The 7,236-nt window shown below is 69.3% G+C and carries 10 protein-coding genes; 5 read left to right on the forward strand and 5 right to left on the reverse strand.

What is annotated here, in order from left to right; translation table 11 throughout:
• The 3 genes from DSP71_RS24500 to DSP71_RS21335 form a co-directional block, all read left to right on the forward strand.
• Positions 1 to 450 (forward strand): M20/M25/M40 family metallo-hydrolase (locus DSP71_RS24500; RefSeq protein WP_258546600.1); only part of this gene is annotated, 450 nt, incomplete at its 5' end.
• Positions 432 to 1,649: a hypothetical protein gene (locus tag DSP71_RS21330; protein WP_113682001.1), complete on the forward strand. Its 1,218-nt coding sequence runs from the start codon at positions 432 to 434 to the stop codon at positions 1,647 to 1,649. The genes DSP71_RS24500 and DSP71_RS21330, both read left to right, overlap by 19 nt.
• A 94-nt stretch (positions 1,650 to 1,743) precedes the next feature.
• Positions 1,744 to 1,917 carry a DUF3117 domain-containing protein gene (locus tag DSP71_RS21335; RefSeq protein ID WP_071328210.1) on the forward strand — a complete coding sequence of 58 codons (174 nt, stop codon included), beginning with the start codon at positions 1,744 to 1,746 and terminating at the stop codon, positions 1,915 to 1,917.
• Between the two features lie 117 nt (positions 1,918 to 2,034).
• On the opposite strand, the gene DSP71_RS21340 is transcribed toward DSP71_RS21335, so the two are convergent.
• Complete coding sequence (locus tag DSP71_RS21340; protein ID WP_058633170.1) at positions 2,035 to 2,673, reverse strand: O-methyltransferase; 639 nt, start codon at positions 2,671 to 2,673, stop codon at positions 2,035 to 2,037.
• An 89-nt stretch (positions 2,674 to 2,762) separates the two neighbouring features.
• On the opposite strand from DSP71_RS21340, the gene DSP71_RS21345 reads away from it, so the two are divergent.
• Positions 2,763 to 3,152, forward strand: a complete 390-nt coding sequence (locus DSP71_RS21345; protein ID WP_061018124.1) for a twin-arginine translocase TatA/TatE family subunit — start codon at positions 2,763 to 2,765, stop codon at positions 3,150 to 3,152.
• 34 nt (positions 3,153 to 3,186) lie between these two features.
• On the opposite strand, the gene DSP71_RS21350 is transcribed toward DSP71_RS21345, so the two are convergent.
• Genes DSP71_RS21350 through DSP71_RS21365 form a run of 4 tightly spaced genes read right to left on the reverse strand, consistent with a single transcriptional unit; the run spans position 3,187 to position 6,599 of the window.
• Entirely contained in the window at positions 3,187 to 3,681 is a 495-nt protein-coding gene (locus DSP71_RS21350; protein ID WP_046749561.1) for a YcxB family protein, read from the reverse strand.
• A 19-nt stretch (positions 3,682 to 3,700) separates the two neighbouring features.
• Positions 3,701 to 4,822, reverse strand: a complete 1,122-nt coding sequence (locus DSP71_RS21355; protein WP_113682002.1) for an Mrp/NBP35 family ATP-binding protein — start codon at positions 4,820 to 4,822, stop codon at positions 3,701 to 3,703.
• The gene (locus DSP71_RS21360) at positions 4,819 to 5,331 is read right to left on the reverse strand and encodes a DUF1003 domain-containing protein (RefSeq protein WP_045263089.1); all 513 of its coding nucleotides are present in this window, start codon (positions 5,329 to 5,331) and stop codon (positions 4,819 to 4,821) included. Before DSP71_RS21360 ends, DSP71_RS21355 begins: the two co-directional genes overlap by 4 nt.
• Positions 5,331 to 6,599, reverse strand: coding sequence for a magnesium transporter MgtE N-terminal domain-containing protein (locus tag DSP71_RS21365; protein ID WP_046749559.1), 1,269 nt, complete (start codon positions 6,597 to 6,599; stop codon positions 5,331 to 5,333). The genes DSP71_RS21360 and DSP71_RS21365 overlap by 1 nt, the downstream gene beginning before the upstream one ends.
• An 85-nt stretch (positions 6,600 to 6,684) precedes the next feature.
• On the opposite strand from DSP71_RS21365, the gene DSP71_RS21370 reads away from it, so the two are divergent.
• Positions 6,685 to 7,236 (forward strand): general stress protein (locus DSP71_RS21370; RefSeq protein ID WP_113682003.1); only part of this gene is annotated, 552 nt, incomplete at its 3' end.

Consider the following 7,236-nt stretch of genomic DNA (forward strand, 5'->3'; position numbering starts at 1 on the left):
CGGGCCAGGGAGGTGCCGGTCGAGGGGCTGCTGTACCGCGAGAGTCTGAGCGCCGTGCGCATCGCAGGTGGCGTCGCGGGGAACGTCATCCCCGATGCCTGCGAGGTCGAGGTCAACTACCGCTTCGCGCCGAGCAAGTCCGCCGCGGAGGCCGAGACACATCTGCGCGGAGTCCTCGCGGGGTTCGACGTCGAGATCACCGACGCCGCCGAGGGTGCGCGTCCCGGCCTCGACGCGGAGATCGCGAAGCAGTTCGTCGCCGCCGTCGGTGCGGAGCCGCGGCCGAAGTACGGCTGGACGGATGTCGCCCGCTTCTCCGCTCTGGGGATCCCCGCCGTCAACTACGGTCCCGGCGACCCGCACCTGGCCCACCACGATGAGGAGCGCGTGCCGCTCGCGCAGATCGACGCCGTGGAGCGGGGCCTGCGCGCATGGCTCACCTCGCACTGAGCGCAGCGCGCCGTTGGGCGAAGGCGCCGATCGCGCTGCGCGTCGCGCTGATCTACCTCGGGGCGCGGGTCGTGACGACGGTGCTCCTCATCATCGCCGCATCGCTGTCGACCTCCTCCTCGCGCTTCGGCGCCGGGGCGGGCCTGATCGATTTCGTGCTCGGCTGGGACGCGCAGTGGTACTGGCTCGTCGCCGAGAACGGGTACCCGACAGAGCTGCCGCTCACGGATGCGGGCGACGTCGCCGAGAATGCCTGGGCCTTCATGCCGGTGTTCGCATATGCGGCCAAGGGGATCGGTCTCGTGCTCGGTTCCTGGGGAGCAGGCGCCCTCCTCCTCTCTCTCGGGGTCGGATACCTGGCGTGCCTCGTGCTGCACCGGCTGCTGCGCGAGCGCATCGGTGATTCCGCTGCGCTGTGGGCAGTGGTCTTCTTCGCGGCCGGCCCGATCGCGGCGATGTTCCAGGTGGGATACGCCGAGACGCTGTTCCTCCTGCTGCTCTTCCTCGCCCTCGACATGACGGCGCGGCGGAAGTACGCCTGGCTGTATCTGCTCATCCCGGCGATGGCCTTCACCCGCCCCGGCGTCCTCGCCTTCGCGCTCTATCTGGGATTGCACGGCGTGGTGCGCTGGATCCGTCGCCGCGACGATCCGTTGGTGGGGAGGGAGATCGCACACATCCTCGCGCTCGGGGCGCTCGCGACCCTCTGCGGATTCGCCTGGCAGGTGATCGCCGGCATCGCGACAGGGGACGCGGGGGCGTATCTCGCGACCGAGCTCGCCTGGCGTCAGCACTGGATCACCGGCGGCGTCGAAGGGTTCATCCCTTTCGAGGGGTGGATCCAGGCGTCGCAGTTCTGGTTCGGTCTCTGGGGCTTGCCGCAGTGGTGGGGGCCCATCGCCCTGGTGCTCATCGTGGCAGGTGCCGCCGCAGTGCTCCTGCTCTCACCGCAGGTACGGGCGCTCGGCGTCGATCTTCGCCTCTGGAGCGCGAGCTATCTGCTCTACCTGCTCGCCGTCTTCTTCCCCCAGTCGAGCACCTTCCGCCTGCTGCTCCCGCTCAGTCCGTTGTGGGGCGCGGTCGCCGTGCCGCGGTCTCGGCTCTGGCGTCTCGGCGTCCTGGCGGCATGTCTGGTCGGTCAATGGGTCTGGATATATCACGTGTATGGGCTCGGGAACACGTTCTGGCAGGTCCCGTGACCGTGGAGCTCGACCCAATTGTTGCTCCGTGACCTCCAGGTCCCGGTGACACCCGATAAACTCATCCCATACCACCGGAGGAAAGGGAGCCACGATGGCAGCGATGAAGCCGAGGACCGGAGACGGGCCTATGGAAGCCGTGAAGGAAGGACGACTCATCATCGTGCGCGTTCCACTCGAAGGCGGCGGCCGCCTGGTCGTCTCCGTGAACGACGCCGAGGCCAAGGAGCTTCACGACGTGCTTGGCGCCGTCGTGGCACCGGCCTGATCGACCAGGGATCCGCGTCAGCGGATCCGAAAGGGCGGTGGTTCCTCGGAACCACCGCCCTTCTTCCTGGGTCGGCACCTGCGTGGTCGGCGCCGCCTCCATCGGGAATCCGTGCGATCAGCCGCGCTCTGCGAGGCTGATCAGCTGCAGCAGGCCTTCGCCCGCGGGGGAGAGCGTCGCGAGCACGGCCGAAGACTCCTGCGTCTCCTGCACGAGGGATCGGTAGGCGGCCGTGATCTCGTCGCGCTGCACCGGGTCGGCGACGCGGCCGCCCGCCAGGACACGCGGCACGAGCACGAGGCCACCGGTGCGTGCGAGACGCAGACCGTGCTCGACGTACTCGATGACGTGCTCGGGGTCGGCGTCGACCAGCACGATGTCGTAGGAGTTCTCGTTCATGCGCGGGAGCACGTCGATCGCACGCCCCGTGATGAAACGTGCTCTCGTGGAGGGGATCTTCGCGTCGGAGAAGGCCTGCCGCGCGGCGGCGAGGTGCTCCGGTTCGTTGTCGATCGAGGTGAGCACGGCCTGGGGCGCGCCGCGGAGCAGCCAGAGTCCGGAGACACCGGCACCGGTGCCGATCTCGACGATCGACCTGGCGCCGGTCGCGGCGGCGAGCACAGCGATCTGAGAGCCGACGGACGCGCTGACGGGCATGGCCCCGAGCTCGAGCGCGTGCGCACGGGCGCGAGCGATGGCGTCGGGTTCCACGATGGACTCGCGCAGAAAACGCGCGTTCGCGTCATGCTCGCTCATGGCCTGTATCTCCCTGCCTGCCTGTGATCTTCTCCAGCGTATTCGGTCCGCGAGTGCGGGGACCGCAGGCGCGGCGGTAGCCTGTAGAGATGACGTTCGGGCTCACCTTCGAGAAGCTGTTGCTGATCGGCCTCATCGCGGTTCTGATCATCGGCCCCGAGCGTCTCCCGCGCGCAGCGGAGAGCTTCTCCCGCATGGTCCGCAAGGCCGGCGAGTACCTTCGTGCGACCAAGTCGAGGGTGCGCGAGGAGATGGGCCCCGAGATCGACGACGTCGACTGGCGCAAGCTCGATCCCCGCCAGTACGACCCGCGTCGGATCATCCGCGATGCCCTCATGGAAGAGCCGCAGCCGGCGACCCCGATGCAGGCCACAGCGACGATCGCGGAGCCGGTCGCAGGCTCCATCGCCCCCACGCGCGCGGTCCCGCAGGAGTTCAGTGCGACCAACCGCCCGCCGTTCGATCCCGAGGCGACCTGACCCGGTCGCGACGTCAGGGGTCCGCGGGAGAGGGCTAGGAGATCCGGGAGCGGAGAGCGGCGATGTCGTCGTCCGTCAGCAGCTCGCGGGGTATCGCGGTCGCGGCCGAGGTGTCGCGCAGCTTCAACAGCACCGCGTCCCTTCCCACGTGCATCCTCTGGAACGTGCGGTACGCGATGTCGGAGCGACGTCGCCCGCTTCCCATCTGCAGACCCTCGTCTTCCAGTGACACCCACACGCGTGTCCCGACGGGCATCGCGATCCGCACGGCGGTGCGCGCCCCCGACACCGACATGAACACGGCGAAACCTGCGAGCGCGACAATGAGCACGGGCATCCAGCCTGCCCCGTAAGGTCCCTCTTCCCCCGGAGCCACCGGCGCGGTGAGGTTGACGACGCTGAAGACGAGCGCCGCCGCGAGTGCGACCCACATGACGATGGCCGCAGGACGGGTCAGCGAGTAGATCGCGGCGTCGCGTGCCATCCGTCGCAGCAGGCTCTCGTCGACGGTCAGGGAACGTGCAGGCATCCGAGCATCCTCCCAGTCCCTAGCGGATCGACATGGGCAGGGATCGGCCGGAGAGACCCCTGCCCCGGTGCGCGAGCGCGCTCGCGAGGCCGCGGATGGTCACGGCTGCGGCATCGTCCGTGTCGTCGGAGACGATCGGCCGTCCGGTGTCTCCGCCTTCGCGCAGGGCGGGGCTCAGCGGGATGGATGCCAGCAGCGGGACCGCGGCTTCCGGTTCGGAGAGTGCTTCGGCGACGGCCGCGCCGCCTCCGGAGCCGAACAGGTCGACGACAGTGCCGTCGGGGAGGGTGTACGCCGCCATGTTCTCGATGACGCCGATAACGCGCTGGCCCGTCTGCCGGGCGACGAGTCCGCTGCGGATGGCGACGTCGGCGGCGGCGGTCTGCGGCGTCGTGACCACGAGCACCTCCGCATGGGGGAGGAGCTGGCCGATCGAGATGGCGATGTCGCCCGTTCCCGGTGGCATGTCGATCAGCAGCACATCGAGGTCGCCGAAGAACACGTCGGTGAGGAACTGCGACACCGTGCGGTGCAGCATCGGACCGCGCCACGCGACGACGGATTCGCCGTCGCGGAGGAACATCCCGATGGAGATCGTCTTCACGTCGTGTGCGACAGGGGGGAGCATGAGGTCGTCGATGCGCGTCGGCTGCGTGCCTGCCGGGATGCCGAGCAGGCCAGGGATCGAGAAGCCGTGCACATCGGCGTCGACGAGCCCGACGGAGAGACCCTGCGCGGCGAGGGCGACCGCGAGGTTGGCCGTGACCGTCGACTTGCCCACGCCGCCCTTGCCGCTGGAGACGAGGATCACGCGGGTGAGGGAGTCGGGGCCGAACGGCATGTGCCGTGCCGGCCTGCCCGCGCGGAGCTTCTCCGTGAGCGCCTTCCGCTCGGTCGGAGTCATCACGCCGACCTCGACCTCGACCTCGGCGATACCGGGAACGGACGCTGCAGCCTCGCGCACATCCGTCTCGATCCTGGCAGCGGCGGGGCAGCCCACGATCGTCAGGACGATGCCGACGTGTGCGCGATCACCCTCCACCGAGATGTCGCGGACCATGTCGAGATCGCCGATGGGACGACGCAGCTCGGGATCCGTCACAGCGGCGACGGCGGATCGGACGCGCTCCACCGCCGTCACGATGCGGAGCCGGATCGGGTCTTCTCAGGAGACTCTTCGAGCTCGGCGAGAAGAGCCTTGAGCTCCTGACGGAGCACGTCGCGCGTCACGACCTGCGAATTGCGCTCCTCGAGCGACATCCGTAACGCCACGATCTCGCGGGCGAGGTACTCGGTGTCGGCGAGGTTGCGCTCTGCACGCTGGCGGTCCTGTTCGATCTGCACCCTGTCGCGGTCGTCCTGACGGTTCTGCGCGAGCAGGATGAGGGGTGCCGCATAGGAGGCCTGCAGCGAGAGCATGAGCGTCAGAGCCGTGAACCCGAGCGCGGCGTCGTCGAAGCGCAACTCGTCCGGCATCAGGGTGTTCCACACGATCCACAGCACGCAGAACAGGGTGAGGATCAGGAGGAACGCCGGCGTCCCCATCGCCCGCGCGACCCACTCCGTGAAACGGCCGAAGCGGTCGCGTGAGGTCGCCCTGGGGCGTGTGGTCGTGCGCCCTGGCGCGTCGAGGCGGGGGGAGCGGGGCATCAGCGCACCTCCTTCGCCGGAGCGGCGGCGTCGTCATTGTCGTGCGAGCGCCAGTCGTCGGGCAGCAGGTAGTCGAGCACGTCGTCGATGCTGATCGCTCCGACCAGGCGGTGCGCCGCGTCGATCACCGGGAGCGACACCAGGTCGTAGCTGGCCAGGAGGCGTGCCACCTCGGCGGCGGAGGCGGTGACGGGCACGGGTTCGAGACTGTCGTCGAGGATCGCGCCGAGCCGTTCATGCGGCGGGTAGCGCAGCATCCGCTGGAAGTGCACGAGCCCCAGCAGGCGCCCCGTCGGCGTCTCGAACGGGGGGAGCGTCACGAACACCGCGGCGGCCAGGGCCGGATGCAGCTCGTGGCGGCGGATCAGCGCGAGCGCTTCGGCCACGGTGGCATCGGCGGACAGGATGATCGGTTCCGGGGTCATCAGACCGCCGGCAGTGTCCGGGCCGTAGCGCAGCAGCATCCTGACGTCTTCGGCCTCCTCCGGCTCCATGAGCTCGAGGAGCTGCTCCAGACGGTCCGGTGCCAGCTGCGCGAGGAGGTCGGCCGCGTCGTCCGGCTCCATCTGGTCGAGGATGTCGGCCGCGCGCTCGTCTCCCAGGCGATCGAGGATGTGCACCTGCTCGTCTTCGGGCATCTCCTCGAGGGCATCCGCGAGGCGGTCGTCGGAGAGCTCCTCCGCGACCTCGATCATGCGCTGCTGCGGGAGATCGAGGAGGGTGTTGGCGAGGTCGGCCGCATGCAGCTCGGAGTACGAGGCGACGAGCTGCTCCGCCGACTGCGACTCGCCGGGAGCGCGCTGCTCCGTCACCTCGCTCCAGGCGGCGAAGGTCGTCGGGCCCTTCGCGAAGGGAGAGGCGCTGGTCTTGGGTCGGCGGAGGAACAGCTGGCTGATCGCCCACTCGCCGAGCCGGTTGGGCTCGATCGCGATGTCCTCGATCACGGCGGTGCCGCTGCCGTCGACGAAGCTCACCCGTCGCCCGAGCATCTCCGCCAGCACGCGGACCTCACCGGCGCGGGGGGAGAAGCGGCGCACGTTGATCAGGCCCGTGGTGATCACCTGGCCGGAGCGGATCGAGGTGACGCGTCCGATCGAGAGGAACACATGTCGTCGCCCCGGGATCTCCACGACCAGGCCGATGACGCGGGGTGCCGCGGTACTTCGATACACGACGACGACATCCCGGACCTTGCCGAGCCGGTCGCCGACGGGATCGAAGACGGCGCACCCGGCGAGGCGCGCGGCGAATACCCGTTGTGTGCTCACCTCTCCAGAGTAGTCGGCGGCTCAGGTCTCCGGCGGGATGGCCGCGCCTCGGGCCGTCCATCGGTGCGCGTGGAAGAATAGCCGGATGAGCATGCTGAACCGGCCCGCGAGCGGCACAGACACCGGCGAGATCGTCGCGTCGATGCGCGACTACGAGAGCGCGCAGAAGACGGTCTCGAAGCTGATCGCGGGGGAGGTGCCCGCGCGCGACATCGCCATCGTCGGACAGAGCGTGCGCACGGTCGAGCGGGTGACCGGCAAGCTCGGCTATGCCGCCGCAGCGCGCTCCGGCGCGATCAACGGCGTGCTGATCGGTCTCTTCCTCGCCGCGATCCTCGTGCTGGGCAACCCCGAGGTGCCGATCCAGCTCTTCCTGGGCTTCGTGCTCATCGGCGTCGCGGTCGGAATGCTCCTGAGCCTCATCACCTATGCGATCGTGCGTCGTCGCCGAGACTTCGCCAGTGTCACGCAGTTCGCCGCCGATCACTACGAGGTCACGGTGCTCTCCTCCTCGCTGGGCAAGGCCCGTCAGGTGCTCGGGGCCAACAAGGTCGCACCGGTGCGTCCCCCCGTCAACCTCGATGAACCGCCCCGCTACGGCGAGCGGATCACTCCTGGGGCGACGGTGCCGGAAGCC

It is taken from the genome of Microbacterium sp. H6 (assembly GCF_003314775.1).
Classification (GTDB): Bacteria; Actinomycetota; Actinomycetes; order Actinomycetales; family Microbacteriaceae; genus Microbacterium; species Microbacterium oxydans.

Coding starts and splice junctions, on each gene's coding strand:
- DSP71_RS21330 (WP_113682001.1), top strand. CDS start 432: ATGGCTCACCTCGCACTGAGCGCAGCGCGCCGTTGGGCGAAGGCGCCG.
- DSP71_RS21335 (WP_071328210.1), top strand. CDS start 1,744: ATGGCAGCGATGAAGCCGAGGACCGGAGACGGGCCTATGGAAGCCGTG.
- DSP71_RS21340 (WP_058633170.1), bottom strand. CDS start 2,673: ATGAGCGAGCATGACGCGAACGCGCGTTTTCTGCGCGAGTCCATCGTG.
- DSP71_RS21345 (WP_061018124.1), top strand. CDS start 2,763: ATGACGTTCGGGCTCACCTTCGAGAAGCTGTTGCTGATCGGCCTCATC.
- DSP71_RS21350 (WP_046749561.1), bottom strand. CDS start 3,681: ATGCCTGCACGTTCCCTGACCGTCGACGAGAGCCTGCTGCGACGGATG.
- DSP71_RS21360 (WP_045263089.1), bottom strand. CDS start 5,331: ATGCCCCGCTCCCCCCGCCTCGACGCGCCAGGGCGCACGACCACACGC.